The sequence below is a fragment of the Natrononativus amylolyticus genome (assembly GCF_024362525.1).
GTDB classification, from domain to species: Archaea; Halobacteriota; Halobacteria; order Halobacteriales; family Natrialbaceae; genus Natrononativus; species Natrononativus amylolyticus.
In genome coordinates this window covers 1,786,739-1,811,870 of record NZ_CP101458.1, presented here as the reverse complement: position 1 = coordinate 1,811,870, position 25,132 = coordinate 1,786,739, and the positions used below count along the sequence as shown (strand labels likewise).

Annotated in this window: 22 protein-coding genes; 10 read left to right on the top strand and 12 right to left on the bottom strand. The window is 65.3% G+C overall.

Annotated features, from left to right (window positions below; all coding sequences use genetic code 11):
- Nucleotide 1 precedes the first annotated feature (1 nt).
- Nucleotides 2-1,252: an ABC transporter substrate-binding protein gene (locus NMQ11_RS09515; RefSeq protein WP_255167533.1), complete on the bottom strand. Its 1,251-nt coding sequence runs from the start codon at nucleotides 1,250-1,252 to the stop codon at nucleotides 2-4.
- A 712-nt stretch (nucleotides 1,253-1,964) separates the two neighbouring features.
- Here NMQ11_RS09515 and NMQ11_RS09510 point away from each other — a divergent pair.
- On the top strand, nucleotides 1,965-5,171 hold the full coding sequence (locus NMQ11_RS09510; RefSeq protein WP_255167527.1) for a PAS domain S-box protein: 3,207 nt from the start codon (nucleotides 1,965-1,967) through the stop codon (nucleotides 5,169-5,171).
- Nucleotides 5,172-5,726: 555 nt separating this feature from the next.
- Nucleotides 5,727-6,155 carry a DUF7344 domain-containing protein gene (locus tag NMQ11_RS09505; RefSeq protein ID WP_255167526.1) on the top strand — a complete coding sequence of 143 codons (429 nt, stop codon included), beginning with the start codon at nucleotides 5,727-5,729 and terminating at the stop codon, nucleotides 6,153-6,155.
- Nucleotides 6,156-6,354: 199 nt separating this feature from the next.
- On the opposite strand, the gene NMQ11_RS09500 is transcribed toward NMQ11_RS09505, so the two are convergent.
- From NMQ11_RS09500 to NMQ11_RS09485, 4 genes are all read right to left on the bottom strand, one after another.
- On the bottom strand, nucleotides 6,355-6,936 hold the full coding sequence (locus NMQ11_RS09500; RefSeq protein ID WP_255167525.1) for a DUF7110 family protein: 582 nt from the start codon (nucleotides 6,934-6,936) through the stop codon (nucleotides 6,355-6,357).
- A 105-nt stretch (nucleotides 6,937-7,041) separates the two neighbouring features.
- Complete coding sequence (locus NMQ11_RS09495; protein WP_255167524.1) at nucleotides 7,042-7,386, bottom strand: glutaredoxin family protein; 345 nt, start codon at nucleotides 7,384-7,386, stop codon at nucleotides 7,042-7,044.
- A gap of 55 nt (nucleotides 7,387-7,441) precedes the next feature.
- The gene (gene gfcR, locus NMQ11_RS09490) at nucleotides 7,442-8,089 is read right to left on the bottom strand and encodes a transcriptional regulator GfcR (RefSeq protein WP_255167522.1); all 648 of its coding nucleotides are present in this window, start codon (nucleotides 8,087-8,089) and stop codon (nucleotides 7,442-7,444) included.
- Nucleotides 8,086-9,153 (bottom strand): glucose 1-dehydrogenase, encoded by a 1,068-nt coding sequence (locus NMQ11_RS09485; RefSeq protein WP_255167521.1) that lies wholly within the window; start codon nucleotides 9,151-9,153, stop codon nucleotides 8,086-8,088. The genes gfcR and NMQ11_RS09485 overlap by 4 nt, the downstream gene beginning before the upstream one ends.
- A 129-nt stretch (nucleotides 9,154-9,282) precedes the next feature.
- Between NMQ11_RS09485 and NMQ11_RS09480 the strand changes: the two genes are divergently transcribed.
- The 3 genes from NMQ11_RS09480 to NMQ11_RS09470 all read left to right on the top strand — a co-directional run bounded on the left by NMQ11_RS09480 (nucleotide 9,283) and on the right by NMQ11_RS09470 (nucleotide 12,753).
- Nucleotides 9,283-10,536, top strand: a complete 1,254-nt coding sequence (locus tag NMQ11_RS09480) for an HAD family hydrolase (RefSeq protein WP_255167518.1) — start codon at nucleotides 9,283-9,285, stop codon at nucleotides 10,534-10,536.
- 332 nt (nucleotides 10,537-10,868) lie between these two features.
- Nucleotides 10,869-11,546 (top strand): helix-turn-helix domain-containing protein, encoded by a 678-nt coding sequence (locus NMQ11_RS09475; RefSeq protein ID WP_255167516.1) that lies wholly within the window; start codon nucleotides 10,869-10,871, stop codon nucleotides 11,544-11,546.
- 82 nt (nucleotides 11,547-11,628) lie between these two features.
- The gene (locus NMQ11_RS09470) at nucleotides 11,629-12,753 is read left to right on the top strand and encodes an acyl-CoA dehydrogenase family protein (RefSeq protein WP_255167509.1); all 1,125 of its coding nucleotides are present in this window, start codon (nucleotides 11,629-11,631) and stop codon (nucleotides 12,751-12,753) included.
- 18 nt (nucleotides 12,754-12,771) lie between these two features.
- On the opposite strand, the gene NMQ11_RS09465 is transcribed toward NMQ11_RS09470, so the two are convergent.
- Entirely contained in the window at nucleotides 12,772-15,711 is a 2,940-nt protein-coding gene (locus NMQ11_RS09465) for a PAS domain-containing sensor histidine kinase (RefSeq protein ID WP_255167507.1), read from the bottom strand.
- 125 nt (nucleotides 15,712-15,836) lie between these two features.
- Between NMQ11_RS09465 and NMQ11_RS09460 the strand changes: the two genes are divergently transcribed.
- Complete coding sequence (locus tag NMQ11_RS09460) at nucleotides 15,837-16,376, top strand: HAD family hydrolase (protein WP_255167505.1); 540 nt, start codon at nucleotides 15,837-15,839, stop codon at nucleotides 16,374-16,376.
- Nucleotides 16,377-16,395: 19 nt separating this feature from the next.
- Here NMQ11_RS09460 and NMQ11_RS09455 read toward each other — a convergent pair whose 3' ends face one another.
- Nucleotides 16,396-16,629 (bottom strand): DUF5822 domain-containing protein, encoded by a 234-nt coding sequence (locus NMQ11_RS09455; protein ID WP_255167503.1) that lies wholly within the window; start codon nucleotides 16,627-16,629, stop codon nucleotides 16,396-16,398.
- Between the two features lie 109 nt (nucleotides 16,630-16,738).
- Between NMQ11_RS09455 and panB the strand changes: the two genes are divergently transcribed.
- Nucleotides 16,739-17,551 carry a 3-methyl-2-oxobutanoate hydroxymethyltransferase gene (gene panB / locus NMQ11_RS09450; RefSeq protein ID WP_255167501.1) on the top strand — a complete coding sequence of 271 codons (813 nt, stop codon included), beginning with the start codon at nucleotides 16,739-16,741 and terminating at the stop codon, nucleotides 17,549-17,551.
- Between the two features lie 117 nt (nucleotides 17,552-17,668).
- Here the strand turns inward: panB and NMQ11_RS09445 are convergent, their stop codons facing one another.
- Nucleotides 17,669-18,445 (bottom strand): alpha/beta fold hydrolase, encoded by a 777-nt coding sequence (locus NMQ11_RS09445; RefSeq protein WP_255167500.1) that lies wholly within the window; start codon nucleotides 18,443-18,445, stop codon nucleotides 17,669-17,671.
- A 176-nt stretch (nucleotides 18,446-18,621) separates the two neighbouring features.
- Here NMQ11_RS09445 and NMQ11_RS09440 point away from each other — a divergent pair, with 176 nt between their 5' ends.
- Both NMQ11_RS09440 and NMQ11_RS09435 read left to right on the top strand, forming a co-directional pair.
- Nucleotides 18,622-18,864: a DUF7127 family protein gene (locus NMQ11_RS09440; RefSeq protein WP_255167498.1), complete on the top strand. Its 243-nt coding sequence runs from the start codon at nucleotides 18,622-18,624 to the stop codon at nucleotides 18,862-18,864.
- Nucleotides 18,861-21,122: a CDC48 family AAA ATPase gene (locus tag NMQ11_RS09435; RefSeq protein ID WP_255167497.1), complete on the top strand. Its 2,262-nt coding sequence runs from the start codon at nucleotides 18,861-18,863 to the stop codon at nucleotides 21,120-21,122. Before NMQ11_RS09440 ends, NMQ11_RS09435 begins: the two co-directional genes overlap by 4 nt.
- A gap of 35 nt (nucleotides 21,123-21,157) precedes the next feature.
- Here the strand turns inward: NMQ11_RS09435 and NMQ11_RS09430 are convergent, their stop codons facing one another.
- The gene (locus NMQ11_RS09430) at nucleotides 21,158-21,838 is read right to left on the bottom strand and encodes a helix-turn-helix domain-containing protein (RefSeq protein WP_255167496.1); all 681 of its coding nucleotides are present in this window, start codon (nucleotides 21,836-21,838) and stop codon (nucleotides 21,158-21,160) included.
- Nucleotides 21,839-21,897: 59 nt separating this feature from the next.
- On the opposite strand from NMQ11_RS09430, the gene NMQ11_RS09425 reads away from it, so the two are divergent.
- Nucleotides 21,898-22,200, top strand: a complete 303-nt coding sequence (locus NMQ11_RS09425; protein WP_255167494.1) for a DUF7344 domain-containing protein — start codon at nucleotides 21,898-21,900, stop codon at nucleotides 22,198-22,200.
- Between the two features lie 174 nt (nucleotides 22,201-22,374).
- Here NMQ11_RS09425 and bcp read toward each other — a convergent pair whose 3' ends face one another.
- The 3 genes from bcp to priS all read right to left on the bottom strand — a co-directional run bounded on the left by bcp (nucleotide 22,375) and on the right by priS (nucleotide 25,081).
- Nucleotides 22,375-22,845 carry a thioredoxin-dependent thiol peroxidase gene (gene bcp / locus NMQ11_RS09420; RefSeq protein WP_255167491.1) on the bottom strand — a complete coding sequence of 157 codons (471 nt, stop codon included), beginning with the start codon at nucleotides 22,843-22,845 and terminating at the stop codon, nucleotides 22,375-22,377.
- A 60-nt stretch (nucleotides 22,846-22,905) separates the two neighbouring features.
- Nucleotides 22,906-23,784, bottom strand: a complete 879-nt coding sequence (locus tag NMQ11_RS09415; protein ID WP_255167489.1) for a DNA replication complex subunit Gins51 — start codon at nucleotides 23,782-23,784, stop codon at nucleotides 22,906-22,908.
- 121 nt (nucleotides 23,785-23,905) lie between these two features.
- On the bottom strand, nucleotides 23,906-25,081 hold the full coding sequence (gene priS, locus NMQ11_RS09410; protein WP_255167487.1) for a DNA primase small subunit PriS: 1,176 nt from the start codon (nucleotides 25,079-25,081) through the stop codon (nucleotides 23,906-23,908).
- Nucleotides 25,082-25,132: the final 51 nt, after the last annotated feature.

Sequence of the window (25,132 nt, the reverse complement as noted above, 5' to 3'; positions counted from 1 at the left end):
GTCAGGCCTCGTCGTCCTCCTGGACGGTCTGCTGTAACACGTCGTTCAGCGACTCGGTGATCGACTGGACGTCCTGGTCCGGCTCCGCCCACAGCCCGAGCAGCTGCGACCAGAACTCCGCCTGGAACGGGTCGCCGAGCGCGTCGTCCAGGTCGGGGACGAGTTCGACCTCGTCGGCCTGCTGGACGAGTTCGCGCATGAGATCGAGCTCGTAGGCGTCCTCGGAGACCTCGAGGCTCGAGGGGACGAACCCGCCGCGTTCGGTCCAGACCTCCTGGCCGTCGGGCGAGATGATCGCCTCGACGGCGGTCATCGCGTCGTCCGGCGCCTCCACGTAGGCGGGGACGGTGAACCAGTTGATGCTCGAGACCATCGCCTCGGTTCCGGGAAGCATGAAGTAGTCGAGGTCCTCCGGGTCCTCGATCGCGCCGAACGTCGGCGTCCACGATCCCATGAAGTACAGCGGCGTCTCGTTCGCCCAGAAGAACTCGTACTGGACGCCGAAGTCCCGGACCTCGCTGAAGTAGCCGTCCTGGAGGAGCCCCTGAAGCTCCTCGAAGGCGGTGACCACCCGGTCGTCGGTGAACTCGGCCTCGCCGTCGATGAGGTCGCGCTGGAGCTGTGCGCCGTCGTCCTGGCGAAGGATGAACGCCTCCGTCACGTCGCTGAGCGGCCAGCCGTCGCCGTTGCCGGAGGCCAGCGGCGCCTCGACGCCCTCGATCCCGTCGATCTCCGCGAGCAGGTCGAGGAAGGCGTCGTAGTCCTCGGGCTCCTCGAGGTCGTGTTCGTCGAAGAAGGATCGGCGGTACCAGAACCCCGGCTTGAGGTCCATCCCGAAGGGGGCCGCGTACACCTCGCCGCCGACCTCCACCGCCTCGTAGTCCGTGCTGTACTCCGCTTCGTCCCACAGATCGCCTAACGGCTCGAGGTGGCCCCCCGCCCCGTCTCGCCGGACGCGTCCCTCCGTCGGCATCACGACGATATCCGTCGTCGCGATCCCCGCCTCGTAGTCCATCAGGGTTTCCGTCAGCAGGGTCTCGGTGTCCCGCGGGGCGTACGAGATGTCGAGGTCGGTTTCGCCCTCGGCGTAGTCGACGACGGCGAGGAAGTCCTCCTCTTCGTCGTCGGTCCAGACGGCGGTCACCGTGACCTCGCCGTCCTGTGCGGTCGCCAGACCCACGAATCCGATCAGGCCCGCTCCCGCTGCTTGTAGCACGGTTCGCCGCTCGAGTTGCCATGTCTCACCAGGCATATACGTTCACACCACTGACTGGATATTAATGATTTTTTCAAATGTTTTGATAGGGAGAGTAACGAATGTTAAACTATCTCGATCCTGTTGTGGCTCCTACGGGTTCGGCACGCTGGGTCGGTCGGACGACTTCGGCGGAGTGGCCGTCGGTCGCCGCTGTCTGGAAGACGACTCTCTCGAGACGGCGCCGAAACGGGTATCGGGGAAGAAGCGTTCGGTCCGAGATGAACTTGTTTCTATGGTGTCGGTGTCTACTATAGTATCCCGTCCGACGTGTGAGTCGAACCAGACGGCTGCAATCGGTTCGACTCATCCGTTTGAACTTGACGAACCAGTAGTAGTACACCATCCGTTCTGGTCAACACAACCACCGAGCCAGTGACAGATCAACCGCTAAACCCGTCTGGGACAGTTTCCAAGACTGGTTGATCGAGACGGCAGACACAATCGACGTTCTCGAGACAACACCCGAAGTCGTCAACGATTGGCTGGTACAATCGATCTCTAGTGATCTTCACATTCGCAATGTCACTAACCAGTTATTTCAGGCCTTACTACCCGTAAGTGAACTTGAGGAAGCTTCCTGTGCTGGAGTTCTGGTCTAACAACTGAAGTGTATTCCTCTCACCCCGGTCCTAAAATAAATATGAGTGTTGCAAAAATACTACTAGTTCAGTTACGTTTCTTAGCTCCCGTGCAGTTGTTAAACACTATGGCTAACAACTCACCGTCCGATAAGGGAGAAACTGACGGGAACGTCGTCGCTGAATTCAACTCCGGGGAACGAGATAGTGACGTATTTTTCAAATACGTTGTCGAAGTCGCACCGGTCGATACCATCATCACCGATGACAGTGGAACCGTTGTGTTTGCTAGCGAGTCAACGACGACCGTTCTCGGGTATCCGCCGGACGAACTGGTGGGTAAAGATCTAACAGACGTCGTCAACGATGATCCACTGAATCTTTCCTCTGCCAGGGATAGAAGCCGCCGGCTGGACACGTTCGCACGGCACGCCGCTGGCGGTGATGTACGGATCCGTGCCGATATTCGGGAAATCGAATTCGACGGTCGGCGGCTCTATGTGATGTTTATTCGCGACTCCATAGACCACGATACGTACGGCCGATTAATCGACCGCTACGAGGCGATCACCCGGATGACGGGTTACGGCATCTATCAGTTGGATCGCGACGGACGCTTCGAGATGGTCAACGACACGATCGTCGAAGAATTCGGATACTCGCGAGACGAACTACTGGGCGAACACGCGTCGATCGTCATTGAGGAAGGCGACGTCCCCCACTGTCCAAAAGGGTTCGAGAACCTGGGCGACGACGAGAACGATGGACTCTCGACCGTCGAGTTTACCGTCCGAACTGCCGACGGAGAGACTGTTCCCTGTGAAACGATAATTAACTCGCTTCGCTCTGGCGGATCGATCCAGGGAACAGTCGGCATCGTCCGTGATATTTCCAACCGCAAGGAACGCGCTGAAGAACTCCGGAAAGAGCGGGGGCTGATCAAGCACGTTCTCGAGACGACCCCCGTCGGGATCGGCGTTATCACGCCCGACGGTGACATCTCCCGGGTCAACGACCGGGCTGAACAGTTGCTCGGCCTGACCATGGAGGAACTCTCCAATCAGACCTTCGACGCCTCCCAGCGCAAACTGTACGATTCCGAGGGTCGACAGGTATCGCCCGAAGATCTGCTGAGCCGAGTGTTCGACGATCGCGAGCAGGTCATCGACACCGAATTTACCCTCGAACGGCCGGACGGCGACCACGTCTGGGCCTCGATCAGTATCGCGCCGATGACGAACGCCGCCGGCGACGTCGAAAAGGCAGCCATCATCGCGACCGATATTACCGATCGGAAAGAACGCGAGGAGACGCTTCGAGAGGAGCGCGACGTCATCGAGCACGTCCTCGAGACCAGTCCGATCGGCATCGGCGTGATCACGCCCGACGGCGACATCTCCCGCGTGAACGATCAGGCCGAGGAACTACTGGGCCTGACGATCGAAGAGATCACGAACCAGACGCTCGACGTCTCCCAGCGAAAATTCTACGGCGCCAGCGGACGACAGGTGCATCCCGAGGATCTACTGAGTCGCGTATTCGACGACCGTGAGCGGGTTCTCAACTCCGAGTTCAGGCTCGAGCGCCCCGACGGCGAGCGCGTCTGGACCGCCCTCAGCCTCGCACCGATCGAGAGCCCTGAAGGCGATGTCGAGAAGGCGGTGGTCATTGCGACGGACATCTCTGACCGCAAAGAACGCGAGAAGCGGTTGCGCGAGAGCGAGGCTCGCCTCCGCCAGATCGCCGAAAACATCAACAGCGCCATCTGGATGGCTGACGCCGACATGAGCGAAATTTTGTACATCAACCCCGCCTACGAGATGATCACCGGCCGCGCCCGGGACTCGGTGTACGACAACTTGATGAACCACCTCGACGCGGTCCACCCGCAGGATCAGCGCCGGGTCGAGACGGCGATGACGGACGTGACCCGCGCCTCGAACGCCGACGCGCCCGCGATCAGATTTCAGGAGAAGTATCGGGTCGTCCAGCCCGACGGCTCCATCCGATGGGTCAACAGCTTCGCGTTCCCGTTGCAAAACGACGACGGAGAGGTGTACCGGTTCGTCGGGGTCATCGACGACATCACCGAGGTGAAAGAACAGCAACTCGAACTTGGCCGCCAGCGCGACGAACTGGAAACGCTCAATCAGATCAATACTGTCATCCGACGGGTCAACCAGGGACTGGTTCAGTCGGCCACCCGAGAGGAGATCGAGCGCCAGGTCTGTGACACCCTCACGGACTCGAAACTGTATCACGCCGCCTGGATCGGCGAAGTCGATACCGGCATCCGTGATGTCACGCCGAAGGCCGGCGATGGACACAGTAGCGAGTTATTCGAACGGTCGTTCGATATCGATGCGGTCGACGCGATCTCGATGGCGGTCGAGTCAGGTGACATCCAGATCATCCGCAACAGTAGCGAGCTTCCGTCGGAACTGGCCATTTCTGACTCTAGTGGGGGCGGAACTGTCGGGAGTTGGCGGTCGTCCGCGGCGGTGATTCCGGTGATCTACCAGGAGACGGTCTACGACGTCCTCGTCGCGTACTCCTCGCGTGCGAACGCGTTCAGCGTTCGGGAGCAGGCGGTGTTGTTCGAACTCGGTAAAACGATCGGGCTCGCGATCAACGCGGTCGAACGGAAGGAGGCGTTACTCACCGACGAGATCGTCGAACTCGAGTTCGGAATCCACGACTCGAACGTGTTCTTCGTGCGAGCATCGGACGAACTGGCCGCCGAGTTTCGGATGGAGGGCATCACGTCACAATCCGACGGCTCGTACCTTCAGTACTTCACGGTAACCGGAATTCCAGCGGAACGAGTGCTCGAGTTTGCCAGCGGCGATTCGAGTATCGAGCACGCTCGCGTCGTTACCGATCACGAAGGAGGCGCCCTTCTCGAATTCATCGTTGGCGGCCCGTCACTGGCAACCGCCCTGGCCGAGTACGGTGGAACGATCCACACTGCGAGGTTTACCGAGGGAAAGGGGACTGTGGTCGCAGCGTTTTCCCGGACGGCCGACGTCAGGAACATCGTCGAGGCGATCCAGTCGACGTTTGCACGGACCGAACTCATCAGAAAGCACGAACGCGAGCGGTCAGTCGATTCGAGCCGGGAGTTCCAGACAACGCTCGAGGAGATGCTCACGGAGCGCCAGCGGTCGACGCTCGAGACCGCGTACTACGCGGGCTACTTCGAGTGGCCGCGGGACAGCTCCGGCGAGGACGTGGCCGATTCGCTCGATGTCGCACCGGCGACGTTCCACCAGCACACCCGGGAGGGAATACAGAAGCTGGTCGAAACGTTCATCGAAGACGCACCGGCCACGTAACTTCGGGCCCACCAATCATATCGCGGGCGTCTACTTGGCCGACCGTTGCCGCTTGGCTCCGAAGATTGCCACGTAGAATCCGGAGGCGAAGCATGTAGGTTCGCTGTGGCAGTCTTACTCGATCCGATAACAGTAGGCGAGCCGAGACCTAATTACTTCAGGAGTCGGCTTCGATCGGCTGGAGAGTACCGATGGTTCGGATGAATCACTGGACGGCGAACTCGCCACCGTATTCGTTCTGTAGCCGGATTTTACTGCTACCAACGCTGGACGCTGTTGGCGAGCGGAGCGTGAAGTGAGTCGAGTGTGACGCACATACGATGGGCACCCAATTTCTATAGGTCCCGCCTGTCTGAAGCAGCGAAAACTGCCATCAGCGGAGATGTAAGCCGTTCATAACTGAAAGTGACGACGAACGACAAGATCGCGAAATTCGTGCCTCAATCCCTGTACTGGCCGTTCAATGCCGGGGCGGTTATTTTCTGTCGGTGAGGGACAGGGATTGTTTTCTTTAGGACTGGCGGCTTTGCTGTGTGACCGAGTAACCAGTACCCGATGGGAGAAAAGCGACCGCCGATCGAAGAAGTACGAAAAATCACTGCCGCCTGGATTTATGAGAAGAAACGCATCGACGAGGGATCGTCCGTTGCAGACGGTGGACACAAGAAAAGCGAGTTCTTTGAGATGATTGGCTCCAAACGGCGGCGATACGTGCTGTACGCCCTCCAGAACCAAAAGAACGCCACGTTCGAAGAGGTAACCGAACGAGTCGCTATCTGGGAAACCGAAACGCCGCCCGAAGAACTGGACGAACGGACGAGACAGAATATTCGGGTCAATCTCCATCACTCACACCTTCCCAAGCTCGAAGATGCGGGGATAATCAGATACGATCGTCAGAGCGGAGCCGTATCCCTTCGGGATCTACCCGACGCTACGGAGACGTTTCTCGACTATTATGCGGATATCGAACGTCCGGGGTAAGCGGATGGTCGAATCGATTTTCCTCCGGTACCGAAAACGAGTCGCGTAGACCCCGCTCAAACGTGGGATTGCAGCCACTCTTGGACTGCTCGGCACAGTGGTCCAAGTGAGCACCAGCGGGTTTTTGACGTCGTCTGGCCGTCCGGTAGACTGGACCCGTCAACTTCGTTTCAACGACTACTATAGCCGTTAGGTACCGTCAGTCCGAGATGAACTTGTTGTCCCGCCAGTTGACGCCGGACTGGGAGGTCTTTCGTTCGCGCGGACCCTCGACGACCTCGACGTCGGCCGGACGGGGTTCGCCGTCGACGATCCGGGTCGCCTCGAGGTCGCCGTCTCGCTCGGAGATCGCCGTCAGGGTCCCCTTCTCGGCCTCCTGGGCGATGTCACAGAGGACGAGGAACATCTCGTACTGGAGCAGGGAGTTCTGCAGGACGGTTTCTCGGTCGCCCTTGAACGCCGCGAACTCGACGAGTTCGGACTCGATCTCCTCTTCTTCCTCTTCGTCCCAGCGGAAGCTGTTGCGCCGCTCGTCGGGGTCCTCCTCGTACACCCGGTTTTCGGTGACACTCGCTTTCAACTGCGCCGCGGGCGTGTACTTGCTGACGGTCTCGTCCTCGCCGACAGCCTTGAGGATGAGCGTGTTGTTTCGTCGCGTGAGCTCTACGTCGGTGATTCCGTCGGGATACGTGGCGTTGTCCACGTACTCGCGGAGTTCTTCGAGTGGCAGTTCGAGCGTCGAGTGGAGTCGGTAAACGTGTCTGGAATCCTCTGTGGGCATAGTGGGGAAGGTGTGGGGCAGTCTCTCGGCTACTAATACGGTCGCGTGGCATATATGACCTGCTGTTAAATGCTGCCAGCGCGACCGTTGTATAAACGGGCGGGGTCAGGCGGACGCGAGCGTCGACTCGAGTTCGCCCCGCTCGTCGAGCTCCGCCAGGACGTCGGAGCCGCCGACGAACTCGCCGTCGACGTACGTCTGCGGGATCGTCTCCCAGCCGCTGTGGGACTCGAGTGCCGCCCGGTACTCCGCGAGGGACTCGAGGACGTCGACCGTCTCGTACTCCTCGCGGTGTTTGCCGATCAGTTCGAGCGCCCGCTGGGAGTAGCCACACTGGGGCATGAGTTCGGATCCCTTCATGAACAGGACGACCTCGTTCTCCTCGAGGGCGGTTTCGACGATCTCGTCGACCTCTTCCTGCTCGAGACTCCGGTTCGGTTGGAAGGTCATGCCCCCACGTAGGACCGTCACCGGCAAATTCCTTGCGCTACGGTGTGCCGCCTCGTCACTCCTCGTTCCCGACGCTGATGACCTGCAACAGCGAGTAGACCGGCACGCCCTCGAGTTCCTCGACGCCCTGTTTGTCCGCGAGCACGACACACGCCAGCGGCTCGCCGCCTCTGGCGCGAACGGCCTCGATCGTCTCGCGCATCGTCGTCCCGCTGGTCACGGTGTCGTCGACGATGTAACACTCCCGGTTGCGGATGCCCGCGAAGTTCCGCGAGAACGTCCCCCCGAGGTCCTCGATGTCGCCTTCCTCCCACTGGTGTTTCGCGGGCGTGTAGGTTCCGAGGTCCGTCTCGAGTTCGCGGGCGACGAGGGTCGCGATCGGCCCGCCGGCCTTCTCGATCCCGATCGTGAGGTCGACGTTCTCGCCGTGTTTCGCGAGGAGGTCGGCCATCGCCTCGGCGATGGCCCCCATCCGCTTGCTGTCCCGGCCGATCGCGGACCAGTCGACGTGGATGTCCTGGGGCCCGCCCGCACCGTTTCCGCCCGCGCTCCGGTCGTTCTCCTGGGCTGCGGTTCCGCTCCGTTCGACGAGCCAGCTCGCGGTCTCCCTGGAGACGTTGAGTTCGTCCGCGATCTCGCCCTTCGAGAGCCCCCGCTCTGCGAGCTCGGCCGCGCTCTCGATCAGGTCGTCTACGTTCTTCATATACGGTCGAATTCGACCGCCGTTTTTATAGTCGTATCGTCCCGCGTGAACGCCGCCTCGAACGACTCGAGATCGTAGACACCGGTTACGAGATCCTCGAGCACCCACGTCGGGAGCCCCGCGAGGGTGTCGACGGCCGCCTCGAAGTGGCCGCGGTGGGAGTTGACGCTGCCGACGAGGGCCTTGTTGTGCAGGACGAACTCGCGGTGGAGCCGTCCGCCGTCGATCTCGAACGCCCAGTCGCCGGGGACGCCGAGCAGCGCGCCAACCCCGTTGGGCGCAAGCGCCTCGATGGTCTCGAAGGCGTGTTTCGCGTAGCCGGTCGCCTCGTAGACGAGATCCATCCCCTCGTAGGCGTCGGCCACCGCCGAGACCGGCGTCTCCCGGGAGTCGACGTACGTCGCCCCCAGCTCCTCGATGAGGTCGATCGTCGGATCGGGGCGGTCGCGCCGGCCGAGACAGTAGGTTCGCTCGAAGCCGAACGTTTCCTGACACATCGCGACCGTCAGGAGCCCGAGCGAGCCGTTGCCCAGCACGAGCGCCGACTCGGGGTCCCAATCGAACGCCGACCGGGCGGCGGTCGCGTGCTCTACGGCCTTCTCGGTGATGCTGATGGGTTCGACCAGGAACCCCCACTCGGCGAGGTCCCGCGGGATCGGAACGAGGTACGCCGCGGGGCTGGTGACGTACTCGGCCATGAAGCCGTGGGCGCCGGCGATGCCGCGCTCCGTGTACTCGCCGTCAGGCGCCATGTCGGGGTAGCCCGACTCGAAGTACTCGTTCGTCCCGTTGGGCGGGCGTCGAACCGTCGGGACGACGACCGTTCCCGCCTCGAGGCCGGTCCCGTTCGGATCCTCGACGACGCCGACGGCCTCGTGGCCGAGCACGAGGTGGTCGTCGCCGTCAGGAACGCCGCCGTGGCTCCCCTCGATGACCCCGTGATCGGTGCCGTCGACGCCGACCCGAAGCACGCGAACGAGCGCCTCGCCCGGCTCCGGGTCGGGTATCGGTCGCTCGACCAGCGTCGGCTCGCCCGCGCCGGGTTCGACTGCGATCGCTTTCATAGAGGACGGTTGGCGGCCGAGCGGTAAAAGTTTATTCTCTCTCGAGTAAACTCTCTCGGCTCGCCCCCGGGCGACCGGCGCCCGTCGGCATCGGAAACGGTTATCCGCCTCCCCATGCCTGGGTGTGACATGGAACGATACGACCTCGTCTACCAGCTCTACGACGAGTTCGACACCGGTGCGCTGCGGGAGTACCAGGAGTTCGTCGACGTCTTTCCGGCCGTCGACTCGCGGGTGGCCTTGGAACACTGGCAGGGGGCGAGCGAGGAACTCGAGGCCCGGAAGGACGAGATCCGCGCGGCGTTCGCCGCCGGCGAAACGTTCGCCGAGGTCGCAGCCCGCGCGACCCGCGAGCAGGCGTTTACGGCGCTGGACCTCGACGCGAAGTACGAGCGGGCCGTGAACGTGCTCGTCCTCGACGTCGACGAGACGCTGCGTTCGGCGGGCGGGACGGACAACGAGATCCCGCGGGACACCCTCCACATGCTCACGGAGTTCCACGAGCAGGGGGTGCCGATCGTCATCTGTACGGGACAGACCCTAGAGAACGTCAAGGGGTTCGCCATTCAGGGACTGGGCAGCGAAATCGTCCACTCGGGGGAGCTGTCGATCGTCTACGAGGCCGGAACCGGCGTGTTCACGCCGGGCCACGGCGCCGACACCAAACAGCTGCTGTACGAGGAGCTGGACGACGAGATCCGCGACGTCTTCGACGACGTCCGCTCGCGCGTACTCCCCGAGGCGCCCGAGGATCTCCGGCGGGGGTGTCACCTCCAGGGGAACGAGTTCAACGTCACGATGAAACCCAACTACGAAACCGGCTCCGCCCGCGCCCGCGAGGTGATCGACGAGTCGCTCGTCTACCTGCTCGACCTGCTGGCCGACGCGGTCGCGGGGACGGTGGACCTCGAGGACGGCCGTTCGGTCGCCGCCCTGACCCGCGCGTTCTACGCCGATCAGGACCCCGAGATCCGGGGGGTCCTCGAGCAGGAGGGCGCCTATCCCGACGTCGACGGTGAGGCACCCGCCGCGCTCACCGAGGTGCTCTCCCGAATCGACGTCGCCTACTACGAGGCCGACGCGGCCGAGATCGGCAGCCTCGAACTGAACAAGGTCGTCGGCGTCGAGCGCGCGCTCTCGGTGCTCGACGTGGCGGAGCCGTTCTCGCTGGTGATGGGCGACTCCAAGAGCGACCTCCGGGTGATGCGCTGGGTCGCCGAGAACGACGCCGGGATCGCGGCCGCCCCCGAACACGCCTCCCGTGAGACGCTCGATCACGTCATCCGGTCGGACGAACTCGTCTTCGACCGCGGCAAGAGCGTCGACGTCCTTCGAACGGTGTACGCGCTGAACCGGTTCGCGCGACTGAACCGGGACGGGTAGTCACGGCGCCGGAAGTCCCGCGGAACGTCTCTCGAGCGTGTCGATCTCCGGATCACCCCCGTCAGTCGCCGGTGTCCCATTTAAACTGCCGGAACAAACAAGCCAGCAACCCAACCGGTGGAACGGTGTAGCCGTAGATCAGTCCGATCCGAGCGAAAATCGCTCCGTCGGGACGCCAATTTTCGCGTTCACTCGCGGGCTTCCCTCGGCGACCTCACCACACGGCGGGATCGACTGGCACCTATGATGGATACGACTTCACGAGCCGACGTCCGTACCGGTCGAACCGCTCGCCAACCGGGCCGACGCGCCCACAGCGGAGGTGACCTGCGATGACGACCGTCGCCGAGGTCGCGTTGCCGACCGAGGACTTCGCGCTTGGGGCGACGTTCGAACGTCACCCCGACCTCGAGTTGCGCGTCAAGAGCGTCGTCGGCGAGGGGCCGCTCCAGGCGATGCCGCTGGTCTGGCTCTCGAACGTCGACCAGAACTCGATCGAATCGGCGCTCGACGACGACCCGACCGTCGACGACTTCGTCCGCCTGCTCGAGGACCCGGAGGCCGAGGAGTGGCTCTACCGGATCGAGTACAGCGACGCCGTCTCCGGGGTCTGTAACTGCGTCTTCGAACACGAGGGAACGATCCTCGACGCGCAGGTCTCGAGCGGGCGCTGGACGCTTCGGCTGCTCTTTCCCCGCCGGGATCTGCTGTCGACTGCGGTGTCGAACATCGAGGAGATGGACGTCGCCGTCGACATCCGCCGGATGGTCGAGGCCGGGCGGAACGCCGACCTCGAGGCGACCGCCGCGCTCACCGACGCCCAGGAGGAGGCGATCACCGAGGCGTACCGCCAGGGTTACTACGACGTCCCCCGCGAGATCTCGCTCGAGGAGCTCTCCGACGAGCTCGACATCTCCCACCAGGCGCTGTCGGAGCGGCTGCGGCGGGCGAACAAGGTGCTCGCGGGCGAACAGATGGACGACGCGCCGGGCGAACCCGCGAGCGACTGAGCGCAGTCGCCGGCCGCCGCTGACTCGGCCGACCGCGGGACGAGTGGGGAGATTTTTGCCACTACCGCTCACAGCCACTGGTATGGAGCTCACCGACGAGCAGGCGGCGATCCGAGACGTCGTACGCCGGTTCGCAACCGAGGAGATTCGACCGACGGCGATAGAGGCCGACCGCGACGAGGCGTTTCCCGAGGACGTCTGGGACGGCCTCGCGGAGCTGGACCTCACGAGTCTGACGGTACCCGAGGAGTACGGCGGCTACGACGCGGACCCGGTCACGTACAGCCTCGTCAACGAGGAGGTCGCCTACGGGATGCTCGCGGTGGCGACCGCGCTGTCGGTCCACTGTCTCGCGACCTCCTGTATCGCCGAGTTCGGCGGCGACGAGCAGAAAGCGCGCTGGCTCCCCGAGATGGCCGCGGGGCGGCCGGTCGGCGCGTTCGGGCTCTCGGAACCCCACGCCGGCTCGAACCCCGCGGAGATGACGACCGAGGCGGTCCGGGAGGGAGACGAGTACGTGATCAACGGCGAGAAGCAGTGGATCACCAACGGCCAGCGCGCCGGCGTGATCATCCTCTTCGCGAAGACCGACCGAACTGACCCGTCGACGATCACCCAGTTCGTCGTCCCGGCCGACGCCGACGGACTCACCGTCGGCGAGAAGGAGGACAAGCTCGGGCTCCGGGCGAGCGACACGACCGCGCTGACGTTCGACGACGTCCGCATTCCCGCGGAGAACCGCCTCACCGAGGAGGGGCGGGGACTCTCGGCGGCGTTTCACATCCTCACCGGCGGCCGGATCGGCATCGCCTCACAGTCGGTCGGCCTCGCCCAGTGCGCCCTCGAGGAGGCGCTCGCGTACAGCCAGGAGCGCGAGCAGTTCGGCGAACCGATCGCGGAGATCCAGACGATCCGGCACAAGCTCGCCGAGATGGCGACGCGAACCGAGGCCGCCCGCCAGCTCACCCGCTACGCCGCCCGCAGACGAGCCGACGGCGACGGCGCCCTCGAGGCGAGCATGGCGAAGTACCTCGCGAGCGAGGCGGCGATGCACGTCACCAACGAGGCGGTCCAGATCCACGGGGGCTACGGCTACGTCACCGAAGGGGAGGTCGAACGGCTCTACCGGGACGCGAAGATCACCGAGATCTACGAGGGGACGACCGAGATCCAGAAGAAGGTGATCGCCCGGCACTTGCTCGGGTGAGACGAGCGCGGTCCGCGTTCAGTCGGATCGCTCGCCGTCCCCGTCGGACGCGTCGTGACGCTCGACGCCGCGGATCTCGAACCTTGCGCCGCCGTCGCTTCCCTCAGTCACCGAAACCGTCCAGCCGTGGGCCTCGACGATGTCGCGGACGACCGCGAGGCCGATCCCGGTGCCGCTCTGTGAGGAGTAGCCGTACTCGAAGACGTCGGTGCGGTCTTCCGGGGGGATACCCGGTCCGGAGTCCTCGACGTAGAAGCCGCCTTCGAGGGGGCCGACGCGGACCTCGACGTCGTCGCCGCCGTAGGAGATCGCGTTTCGCAACACGTTCTCGAGGGCCGACTGTAGCTGATCACCGTCGGCGAGAATCGTATCCGTGGCCGTCACCTCGAGGGTGGCGTCGGCCGTTTCGACGTTCTGCCAGGCGGCCTCGACGGTCGCCGCCAGCGAGATCGGCGCCGGTTCCGAGACGGTTCGTCCCTCGAGGGCGGTCGTCAGCAGGTTGTCGATGATCGTTTCCATCCGGTCGAGGGCCTGCTCGACCTGCTCGAAGCTCTCGGGATCGCCGTCCTCTCGGGCCATGTTCAGGTAGACCTGGGCGATTCCCAGCGGATTACGCAGGCCGTGGGAGACGACGCTCGCGAAGTTCTCGAGTTTTTGCTCGCGCTCCTTTCGCTCGGTGATGTCCTGAGACATCACCATTCCGGCGAACGGTTCGCCGTGCTCGTCGGTGACCGGCGTGGTGTGAATGAGCCACTGTCGATCCGCGTGTTCGATCTCGATCGACTGCGGTTCGCCCGCGAGGGCGTCCCGGTAGACGGGCTCGAGGACGTCGGCGACATCGTCGAACGCGGTCTCCAGCCGTTCGCCCTCGAGGTCGCAGGCGTCGTACTCGAGTTTCTCGAACGCCCGACCCGCCGCGAGCGTGAACGTGAGGTCGTCGTCGTAAAGCGCCACGATCCCGTTCGGGAACTGCTCTGCGAGGGTCCTGTAGCGCCGCTCGGACGCTTCGAGCTCCCGTTCGCGCTCGATTCGATCGGAGACGTCGCGGAAGTACACCGAGACGCCGGTCTCGGAGGGGTAGATGTTCGCTTCGACCCAGAAGCCGAGCGGCGAGAAGTAGAGTTCGTAGCTCGTCTGTTCTTGCGTCTCGAGTGCCGTGTGGAAGCTGTCCCAGACCGCCTCCTGGTCGGCGGCCTCCGGGAAGACGTCCCAGAGACACTCCCCGAGCAGCTCTTCTTCGGTGTGCTGCAGCAGTTTCTCGGCGCGGTCGTTGACGTGGGTAAAGCGGAACTCGCGGTCGAGCGCGTAGAACGCGTCGGAGACGCGCCCGAGGATCTCGCTCAGTTCGGTCTCGAGTTCGCGCTCGTGTTCTTTGAGTACGGTGATGTCCTCGGCGGCGGTGATGATGCGGTCGAGTTCGCCGTCGGGGCCGAACAGCGGCGCGGCGTTCACCGAGAGCCACGTCCGCTCGCCGCTGGGTCGTTCGAGCCCGAACTCCTCGTCGACGACCCGCTCGCCCGTTTCGCGGACACGGGCCCAGGGCCGTTGGTCGGGAGTGATCGGCTCCCCGTCCGCGTCGAACACCGTCCACTCGTCGATGTCGTCCGGCTGTTCGGCGATCTCGCGCTCGCTCAGTCCGAGCAGCTCCTGGGCGCGTTCGTTGGTCGTGAGCAGCGTGCCGTCCCCGTCCCGGACCGAGATCGCGATCGGTGACGTCTCGAGCAGCTGCTGTGTCTGGTCGCGTTCGCGTTTGAGCTGTTCTTCGTACTCCCGGCGTCCGGTCAGGTCGCGGGTGACCTTCGCGAACCCCTCGAGTGAGCCGTCTTCGCCGTGGATCGCGGTGATCACGACGTCCGCCCAGAACCGGGTGCCGTCCTTGCGGACGCGCCAGCCCTCGTCCTCGATGGAGCCCGACCGCGCGGCCGTCGCCAGGTTCCGGGTCGGCGTTCCGTCTTCGGTGTCCCCGTCGGTGTAGAACGTCGAGAAGTGTTCGCCGATGATCTCCTCGGCGTCGTAGCCCTTGATCCGTCTGGCGCCCTCGTTCCACGTCGCGACGGTCCCGTCGGGCTCGAGCATGAAGATCGCGTACTCGCTGACCGCGTCGATGATCGACGCCAGCTGCTGTTCGCGCTCGTTCAGATGTCGCTCGGAGCGCTTTCGCTCCGTGATGTCGTAGTAGAGTTCGATCCGGCCGCCGGCGTACCGGCCGGTGGTGATCGGCCTGCTCCGGTGTTCGACCCACCGCTCGGTTCCGCCCTCGGGCCGCAACCGACACTCGAACCGCGTGACGTGGCTGTTGTCTTCGTACGTCGAGAGGACGGTATCCGCGAACGAGGCGGGTTCGACGACGACGTCCCGTATCGCCTCGTCGATGAGGCGGCGCTTGTTGCGCCCCAGCACGTCCGTGCGCTCGAGGTCGAAGTACTCCTCCGTGGTCTCGTTGATCCAGGCGACCTCGAACTCCGAATCGAGGACGAAGACGCCGACATCGGCCTCGTCGAGGACGCCGGCGATCGCCTCGTAGGTGTCCTGGGGGACGGGAGGCTCTCCGGGTCGATCCGGCGACGCGCTGACAGCGAGAACCGAACTGCCCCCCGTCCCGTCGACCGTGATCGGCGCCCGGCGCAGTTCGCACCCGACGGGGCGTCCCGAGGCGGTTCGCAAGGTTCCCTCTACCGCCGTCACGCTGCCCGCTTCGGCGCTCGCTCCGTCGTCGCTCTCGAGCAACGCTGCCGTCTCGTCGTCGAACAGCGCGGAGACGTGCGCCCCCAGAAGCTCCTCGCGGGCGTAGCCGGTCCGCTCGAGGAGGTCGTCACTGACGGCGACGAAACGGCCGTCGGCGTCGAGTTGGCCGACCGCGTCGGAGACCGCTCCGGCGACTGCGTGAAACTGTGACAGCGCCTCGCTCCCGTCGCCCGGATCCTCGTGTGACCCCGTTGGCTCCGGTCGCTCGTCCATTATCGGGGGGCTAGACCTCGGTGTAGATAAAATCCGCGGACCGTCCGCCTCGATGAACCGATCCGCCGAGACGCCCCGGCGCGATCACCGAAGTATTGATTCATCGGTCGGCCGTCCCTTCGGTCGTGACCGAGTACGATGCCGTCGTCTACGATCTGGATGGAACGCTCGTCGACCTGGACGTCGACTGGACCTCCGTCGCGCTCGACGTACTGGAGCTGTACGCCGGCGCCGGCGCCAGCCCCCCGAGCGAGGACCTCTGGGAGCTACTCGCCGCCTCGAGCGAGAACGGTCTCGGCCCGGAAGTCGAGTCGGCGATCGCCGCCCACGAGCGGGAGGGCGCCCGGACCTCGAGGCGGCTCGCACACGCCGACGAACTCAGAGAGCGGCCGGTTCCGATCGGCGTCTGCTCGCTGAACTGCGAGGACGCCTGCCGGATCGCCCTCGAGAAACACGGACTGCTCGAGGCCGTCGACGCGATCGTCGGGCGCGATTCCGTCGGAACGCGGAAACCGGACCCGGAGCCGCTGCTGGCGACGGTCAGGGAGCTGTCGGCGACCCCCGATCGGACGCTGTTCATCGGCGACTCGGCTCGAGACGAGCGGACGGCAGAACGGGCCGGAACGGCGTTCTCCTACGTCGGCGACGGCCCCTCGGGGTACTGAGACGGTTTGCTGTGCCGCGTTACTCCTGGGTCCGTTTCGCGTAGGCGAAGACGGCCAGCGCGACGACGATCCAGACGACGGCACCGACGCGGATCGCGAACTCCGCGCGGGCCGACCACGTCGACAGCTCGACGGTCGTCGAGAGGAGCGCGACGAACGGGGCGCCGAGGAGGATCGTCGTCACGAACGTCACCTGCATCACCCAGCCGTAGTCGACCCCCTCGGGCGTTGCCGTCTCAACGGGTTCTGGCACGCACGTCGTTCGCTGCGGCACCGTATTAAGCCCGCCGTTTGCGTGAGTCGATCCCCCGACATCGTCGCTAAACGGTGGCGTTTACTGTCCTCGAGCGTACCGTACCGGTATGCCCACCGTACGGGACGTGCGAGCGAAGGCGGGGGAGGAACCGATCACCATGCTGACGGCCTACGACGCGCCGACGGCGGCGATCGTCGACGCCGCGGGGACGGATATCATCCTCGTCGGCGACAGCGTCGCCAACACCACCCTCGGCTACGAGACGACCGTCCCCCTCACGGTCGACGACGTGGCCAGACACGTCGGCGCCGTCTCCCGTGCGACCGAGGAGGCCCTCGTCGTCGCCGATATGCCGTTTCTCTCGTTCGGCGTCGACGAACGGGAGAGCCTCGAGAACGCCGGCCGGATGCTCAAAGAGGAGGGCGCCCAGGCCGTCAAACTCGAGTGCGGTCCCCACACCGTCTCGCTCACCGAGCGGATGGTCCAGCTGGGCATTCCGGTGATGGCCCACCTCGGGCTCACCCCACAGCACGTCAACCAGTACGGCGGGTTCCCTCGCCAGGGGACCGACGAGGAGTCGGCCAAACGGATCCTCGAGCTGGCGCGCGCCCACGAGGACGCCGGGGCGTTCTCGCTGGTGCTCGAGCACGTTCCCTCGAACGTCGCCGCCCAGGTGACCGAGGCGCTCGAGATCCCGACGATCGGGATCGGCGCGGGGCCGGACTGCGACGGCCAGGTGCTCGTCTTCCACGACGTCGTCGGGCTCAGCGAGTGGAGCCCGTCGTTCTCGAAGCAGTTCGGGGACGTCCGCGCGGAGATGGAGTCCGCGGTCGGAGCCTACGTCTCGGCCGTCGACGACGGCGAGTTCCCGGCCGAAGAGCACAGCCACGAGCAGGCGGAGCTCGACGACATCTACTGAGGGCCGCTGACCCCCACTCAGCATTGAGACCCGCTGACCCCCACCCAGTTCTTCTACGCGCACGAGCGCCGCTTTTCGCCTCCCGCCACCGACGCACTCTACCGGAGACGTCGGCTCCTACAGGTCGTGTGCGTCCAGAAATGCGGCGACGGCGTGGTTGAACGCCTCGGGTTGCTCGAGCATCGCCAGGTGGGCCGCGTCCTCGATCTCGTAGAGCGCGGCATCGTCGATCTCGGTCGCGAGGTACTCGTGGAATCGCGGCGGCGTGAGCTGATCGTACTCGCCGCAGACGGCGAGGACGGGGACGTCGATCTCGCCTAACCGGTCGCGGACGTCGAACTCGTGGCAGGTGTGAAAGTCACGACTGGTCACCGCCCGGTCGCACTCGCGCATCGCCTCGATCGAGAGCTCGCGCAGGCGGGGGTCCGGGTCGTGGAAGAACCGGTCCTCGCCGTGAAGGAACTCGATCGCGCGCTCGAAGTCCGTCTCGAGCCACTCGAGGAGATCCTGCAGGACGCCGAGGCGCGCACCGCTCCCGGCGAGAACGGCGGCGTCCGGCTCGAACTCCCGCTCCAGCAGGATGTGAAGGACGATCGCACCGCCGAGGGAGTTCCCGACGAGTACCCGCGACTCCGTCTCCGCGACGACCGCGAGCACGTCGTCGGCGTACGCCGAGAGGGTCGTGTAGCCGGGTTCGGCCTCGATATCTTCGGACGCGCCGTGGCCGCTCAGGTCGAGTGCGGTCACGGGGCGGCTGTCCGCGAGTCGCCGCTGGGACTTCCAGACCGTTCGCGAGCCGCCGCTGCCGTGGATACAACAGAGCCCCGCCGCGTCCCCTCCGCGGTCGGCGTGGTCGTAGGCGATGTCGCGCCCGAGGTTCACAACCGTCTCCATACGCGCTACACGCTTGATCGGCTCATAAAGCCTCGAGTTCCGAGACGGTTCGTCGATCCAGCCCCGGACAGGTGTCCTGAACCGCGAACAATCGTAAACGGGTGATCACGACGCAGTATGGCGTTTTATGGACGAAAGGGTTATATACTTATATGGCTTACCTTGGGTTAGTTATAATGACTCTCGAACAACTCGCCCGCGACGACGGGCACATGGTTCGGCAGTACCAGTACGACGACGAAACCGTGCTGGCGATCGACTTCGGCGGCAGCGATGCGGCCGTGGACGTCGCCGACGGAACGGTCATCGTCGTCACGGCGGACGACCAGTACGAGTTCGACCTCCCCGACCACGCGACCGACGCGCACACGTTTATCAAAAACGGCGTGCTCACTATCGAGATGGAGGCAGACGCATGAGACTCACCGTCAAACCACTCAAACAGAAGGACGCAGGGCGCGGACTCGCCGCGATCGACCGCGCGTCGATGCGCGAGCTCGACCTCGAGAACGGGGATTACATCCTCATCCAGGGCAAGGGCGACGCCCAGACCGTCGCCCGCGTCTGGCCGGGGTACCCCGAGGATGAGGGACGAACCGTCATCCGGATCGACGGCCGCCTGCGCCAGGAGGCCAACGTCGGGATCGACGATCGCGTGACCGTCGAGGCCGCGGACGTCTCCGCCGCCTCGTCGGTGACCGTGGCGCTGCCACAGAACCTCCGAATCCGGGGCGACATCGGCCCGCTCGTGCGCGACAAGCTGAGCGGTCAGGCCGTCACGGAGGGCCAGACGGTGCCGTTCTCGCTCTCGTTCGGTCCGATGGCGAGTTCGGGCCAGTCCGTGCCGCTGAAGATCGCCAGCACGCAGCCGAGCGGGATGGTCGTCATCACTGACTCGACGAGCATCCAGATCTCCGAAACGCCGGCCGAGCAGATCTCGGCGGGCCCGGGCGGCTCGACCGAGGGCGTCCCGAACGTTACCTACGAGGACATCGGCGGACTGGACGACGAACTCGACCAGGTCCGCGAGATGATCGAGCTGCCGATGCGCCACCCGGAGCTGTTCCAGCAGCTCGGCATCGAGCCGCCGAAGGGCGTCCTCCTGCACGGTCCGCCGGGCACCGGGAAGACGCTGATGGCGAAGGCGGTCGCCAACGAGATCGACGCCGACTTCCAGACGATCTCCGGGCCGGAGATCATGTCGAAGTACTACGGCGAGAGCGAGGAGCAGCTTCGCGAGGTCTTCGAGGAGGCCGAGGAGAACGCCCCGGCGATCGTCTTCATCGACGAACTCGACTCCATCGCGGCCAAGCGCGAGGACGCCGGCGGCGACGTCGAGCGCCGCGTCGTCGCCCAGCTCCTCTCGCTGATGGACGGCCTCGAGGAGCGCGGCCGGGTCACCGTCATCGCCGCGACGAACCGCGTCGACGCGATCGACCCCGCGCTTCGCCGGGGCGGTCGCTTCGATCGCGAGATCGAGATCGGCGTCCCCGACAAGGAGGGTCGAAAGGAGATCCTGCAGGTCCACACCCGCGGGATGCCGCTCTCTGACTCCGTGAACTTAGAGCAGTACGCCGAGAACACCCACGGCTTCGTCGGCGCCGACCTCGAGAGCCTCGCCCGCGAGAGCGCGATGAACGCCCTGCGTCGCATCCGCCCCGAACTCGACCTCGAGTCCGAGGAGATCGACGCGGACGTCCTCGAGTCGCTTCGCGTGACCGAGCGGGACTTCAAGGAGGCGTTAAAGGGCATCCAGCCCTCCGCGCTCCGCGAGGTGTTCGTCGAGGTGCCCGACGTCACCTGGGAGGACGTCGGCGGCCTCTCGGACACCAAAGAACGCCTGCGCGAGACGATTCAGTGGCCCCTCGACTACCCCGAGGTGTTCGAGGCGATGGATATGCAGGCCGCCAAGGGCGTGCTCATGTTCGGCCCGCCGGGCACCGGGAAGACGCTGCTCGCCAAAGCGGTGGCGAACGAGGCCCAGTCGAACTTCATCTCGATCAAGGGCCCCGAGCTGCTGAACAAGTACGTCGGAGAGAGCGAGAAGGGCGTCCGCGAGGTCTTCGAGAAGGCCCGCTCGAACGCCCCGACCGTGATCTTCTTCGACGAGATCGACTCGATCGCGACCGAACGCGGTCAGCGCACCGGCGACTCCGGCGTCGGCGAGCGCGTCGTCAGCCAGCTGCTCACGGAGCTAGACGGCCTCGAGGAGCTCGAGGACGTCGTCGTGATCGCCACGACCAACCGCCCGGACCTGATCGACAAGGCGCTACTCCGCCCGGGGCGGCTCGACCGCCACGTCCACGTTCCGGTTCCCGAAGAGGACGGCCGCCGGAAGATCTTCGAGGTTCACACGCGCAACAAGCCGCTGGCCGAAGCGGTCGACCTCGACGACCTCGCCTCGCGCACCGAGGGGTACGTCGGCGCCGACATCGAGGCCGTCTGCCGGGAGGCCTCGATGGCCGCCACGCGGGAGTTCATCGAGTCCGTCTCCTCCGAGGAGATGGCCGACACCGTCGGGAACGTCCGCATCAGCATGGACCACTTCGAGCACGCCTTAGAGGAGGTCCAGCCGAGCGTGACCGCCGAGACGCGCGAACGCTACGAGGAGATCGAAGAGCAGTTCCAGACCTCCGAACCCGAGGCGAGCAAGGACGTCGGACGGACCTTCCAGTAGGTCGCCGAACGGGAGACTCAGAGCGTATCCCGGGACTACCCGTCGACCGTCTCCTGAATTAGCGTTTTTACGCCCCTCCTGAACCGCTCCGAGGCGGCGCTCTCGGAGATCCCGAGCAGCTCGCCGAGTTCGGCCAGGGACGACCGGCGCGGGATGTCGAGATAGCCGCACCTGACCGCCTCGACGAGCGTCTCGAGTTGCGCGTCGGATAAGCCGGTCGCGCTCGCTTCGGGCCAGTTCGACAGCTCGTAGATTCGATCGAACGTAAACCCGATCTCGTTGGTCTGACAGAACTGAAACACTCGCTCGAACGCCTCCCGGTCGGGAAACCGCGTTCGATTGCGCCACCCGTCTCGAGTGCCCACGAGCTCCTGGTGGACGCCGCCCCCTTCGACCAGGACCGGCATGATGCTCGACTGCGCCCCCTCGCCGACTAACTCGAACCGATACAGTCGCCGTCCGCCAGCCTCCGCGAGAACGGTGGGTTGAGCGACCGTCGAGTCCGCCTCGAGCGCCGCGGCCGCCGCCTCGACGTCGTCGCAATCGAACCAGGCGAGCATGCGCATCCGGCCATCCGAATCGGCGTACGAGTCCTCCCAGCGGACCTCGAGGCCGGGCACGTCCCGTAACGTTTGCCGAAGTATGGGGTGATCGAGCGTGTACTCGGCGATGATCATAGCGGTTCGTTCGTCGTGTGGCAGAGGCGACGAGTGCATATAAACTGGCGGAGAACTCCGGCGGTAGACGGTTGCGTCCGGAGAGGATACGCCAGACGATGACCGGAAACGATACGTTCGCCGTCATAGCCGACGAACACCGCCGATCGGTTCTCCAGTATCTCTACACCGTCGACGGCGGCGAGGCGACGATCGACGAACTGGTCGAGTACGCGGCCGCCGCCGGATCGCCCTCGAAGAACGCGCGGCTGAAGATACTGTATCACCACTCGACGCTCCCCCGACTCGACGACGCCGGGTACGTCGAATACGATCCCCGCAACCGGATCGTCAGGCGACGGAAGCGTCCGGCGCTGAACGGTGTGCTGGACGCGATCGCGGAGGTGCAGACGGCACCGTAGCGCCAGCCACTCAGCCGAGCAACCCGCGCGGGCGTCGACTACCGGACGAGCGCCTCTCTAGACTGACGGCTACCCAACACCCGCTCGGGAATCCGTATCCGGCGCGGGGGTCGCGCTGCGTTCCTGCGGGCGACGTACCGATCGTTTCAGTCGTTACCGTACCGGTTCCGACGACTACGCGTCCCCGCCGGTCGCGAGTTCCTCCAGCACCTTTTCGGCGTGTCCCTCCGGCGAAACGCCCTCGTACACTGCCTCGACCGCGCCGTCCGGTCCGACGACGTACGTGTTGCGGAAGACGCCGTCGAAGGTGTTGCCGAACATCTGCTTCTCGCCGTAGGACTCGTACAGCGTCGACACCTCGCCGTTCTCGTCTGCGAGCAGGTCGAACTCGAGGTCGTACTCCTCGGCGAACGCCGCGAGGTCCTCGACCGGGTCGTCGCTGATTCCGACGATCGCCGCGTTCTCGGCCTCGAAATCCGGCCGGTGGTCCTCGAACGCGCAGGCCTCGATCGTACAGCCCTCGGTGTTCGCCCGCGGGTAGAAGTAGACGACGAGGCGCTGGCCCTCGAAGTCGGAGCGGCGAACCGTCTCGCCGTGTTGGTTCTGCAGTTCGAACTCGGGTGCCTCCTCACCGACAGTGAGCATACCCGTGGGTTCGACCGTTCGAAGGTACGTCTGTCGGTTGCGCTCGCGGGCCTCGCGTCGCTACTCCAGGGGCGTCGCCGCGTCGCGGTCGACCAGCGGCGTCGCGTTCTGCTCGGGCAGGGTGACGACGTCGTCGCTCGAGAGGGTGTACTCCCGATCGTCGACGCCGAGAATCGAGCCGACGTCCCTGGTGATCCGGACGGTGACGCGGTCGACGTCCGCCCCCGTCCCGCCGCCGGTTTCCGGGGCCGGCTGGGTGTCGTCCGCGCCGGAGTCGTCGGCCGCCGGCTCAGGCGTCGCGCTCCCGGTCGACCCCCCTTCCGGATCGGGTGCGTCGGAGGGCGGCGTCGGCGCGTCAGTGCTCGAGGACTCGGGTTCGAGGTCCGGTTCGGACGCGGCGGGGAGATCGCCGCCCATCGCGTCGGCGACGCTGACGCCGTCGGCCGCGGGGTCGGCGCGATCGGCCGCCGGCTGATCCGGCGGGGTCGGCGGCGCATCGTCCGCGGGTGGGTCCGCTCGAGCGGCCTCCGAACTCGCGGCCGTCTCGGGGTCGGCCCCCTCGAGGACGTCGAGCACGCGACCCTTGTTCGTTCGGATGCGGTCGACGAGGTCCTCGAAGAGGTCCGCCTCCTCGGCGGTCAGCCCCTCGTCGTCCGCGGCCATCCCCGCGGCGGAGAGGCTGGCCTGCTTGACGAGTTTGCCCATCCGCCGCTCGTAGATCGCCTCGACGACGTCTTTCGCCGTCTCGATCTCGTCGGTGAGTCGACCGACCTCCGGCGACGAGAAGGGGTCGTCGGCGGCGTCGGCGACGCGCTCGCGCTCGGCCTCGAGGTTCGCGATGTACTCGCCGACCTCCTGGTAGAACGACGGGCGCAGGTGCTGGAGGCTGTCTTTCTGGCGCTCCTTGCTCTGGACCGTGCGCAACTCGTCGAGATTCATCGTCTGTGTACCCACCACCGGTTGCCACCCTGTCAGGACGGCCGGAGTGAACTCCTGAACTGAGTGAACATCGCCCGGGGTTGTAAATATATCGTCCTGGAATTTCGGAGCGACTGCCGACTCACTCCTTTTCCTTCTCGGCCCGTCCGCGGGCCATGAGGAACATGGCGACGTGCTCGGGCAGCCGCTGGACGCCCGATGAAACCTCGCGAGCGGTGCCGCCGACCTCGACCGTTCCGCCGGCGGTGACGTCGACTGCGATCTCGTGGCCGGTGAACGTCTCGGGAACGGCGTCGACCAACGGGTCGAACGCGTCGATCTCGTCTCGAGGAATGCGTTTCGTCTCGAGGGCGCTGCCACCGTGGAGGCTTCCCGGCAGGCGGATGAGGCGGTTCGTGTCGGTGGTCACCGGTTCGTCGATCGGCGCGTTGTCCGACTCGACGGCGCGGGCGGCGAACCGCTCTGCGAGCTGCGAGACTGCAGTGTGGACGGTCACGTTGCCCGCTTCGATCTCCGCGCGGTTGTTTCGCGCGGCGTTCAACGTCGCCGTCGCCTTCCCCTCGCCGATGCCGTCGAACGCCTTGAGGCGCTCGACGGCCTCCTCGTCGTCCAGTTCGAGCAGCTCGTCCAGAAACGCCATCAGCTCGCGGTGGGTACGGGCGCCCCACCCCCCTTCCGTCCGCAGGGTGCGCCGCTGAGTCGGCGTCTTCCGCCCGAGGCCGGCGACCGTCTCCTCCTCGATCAGCTGCTCGTACTCGAGGCCGATGCCGCGAACGTAGTCGACGATCTCCCGGCGGTGTTCGCGATCCAGTTCGAGAATCGACTCGTCGCGGACGTGGACGTGGTAGCCCCGGCCGCCGGAGAAGACGACCTCGAGGTCCTCGAAGGCAAAGTCGTCCTCGAGGAAGTCGAGCAGCCGCAGGAGCGCGCCCTTGCAGGTCGCGAGCATCTCGGCGTAGGAGTCCTCGCCCAGCGTGACCCGCGGGAGGTGGTCGGCGTCGAGGTCGAAGATCAGGTCCGAGCAGCGCCAGTCCTTCTCGCTCATCGACCCCGCGCCGGGGTCGCGGTACCGGCCCGCGGAGAAGTAGACGTGACGCGGCCGTTTTCGCTCGAGGAACGACTCGAGGTCGCCCAGTTCGAGCAGCGAGCGGTGACGAACCATGGTCGTGCCGGGACCCTCCGTCCACGGGATGAACCCCCACTCGCGCTCGTTCGCCGCGGGTGGCGGGGTGATCTCCGTCCGACGGTAGTGGTCGCGAAACCGGCCGCGAAGGTACGCCCTCGTTCGCTCCTCCATTTCCTCGAGTACTCGTCCGTGGGGCGGTATAATCTTGCCGGAGTGTGCCGG